The organism is Pseudomonas sp. 05N431, assembly GCF_056397005.1.
The window spans coordinates 1-491 of record NZ_JBFTMN010000063.1 but is presented as its reverse complement, the minus strand read 5'-3'; the positions used below and the strand labels follow the sequence as shown (position 1 = coordinate 491).

The 491-nt window shown below is 58.8% G+C and carries 1 protein-coding gene; it reads right to left on the bottom strand.

Translation table 11 applies throughout. The features are described 5' to 3' along the window. A partial coding sequence (locus AC1DIG_RS29315; RefSeq protein WP_477770115.1) for a hypothetical protein occupies nt 1-491 on the bottom strand: 491 nt, incomplete at both ends.

Genomic DNA, 491 nt, shown 5'->3' with positions numbered 1-491 from the left:
GGTGGAACGTCATGCTGCCGGTGTCGCTGCTGGTCGGGTTGAGGTAGATGGTGTAGGTGCCCGTGGCCGGCAGCGTCAGGGTGTCCGTGTAGGATCCTGTCGACCACAGGTTGGAATAAATGTTGCCATTACTGGTRCTGGCGTTACCGCTGGCATCGGGTTTGTAGACAGTGAGCGCTTCGCTACGGGGATATGTGGAATTGGGTGCGCTGAGGTAAATACGCTGGCCGGCAGTGCCGCTGAAAGTAAGGCTGCCATTCTGGCCGATGGCGGTTGTGGTCAGGGTGACATCGGCGCCATCAATGCTGATGGTGCCCGTGACATCCGCCGGGACGCTGATCAGGTGGAACGTCATGCTGCCGGTGTCGCTGCTGGTCGGGTTGAGGTAGATGGTGTAGGTGCCCGTGGCCGGCAGCGTCAGGGTGTCCGTGTAGGATCCTGTCGACCACAGGTTGGAATAAATGTTGCCATTACTGGTACTGGCGTTATTA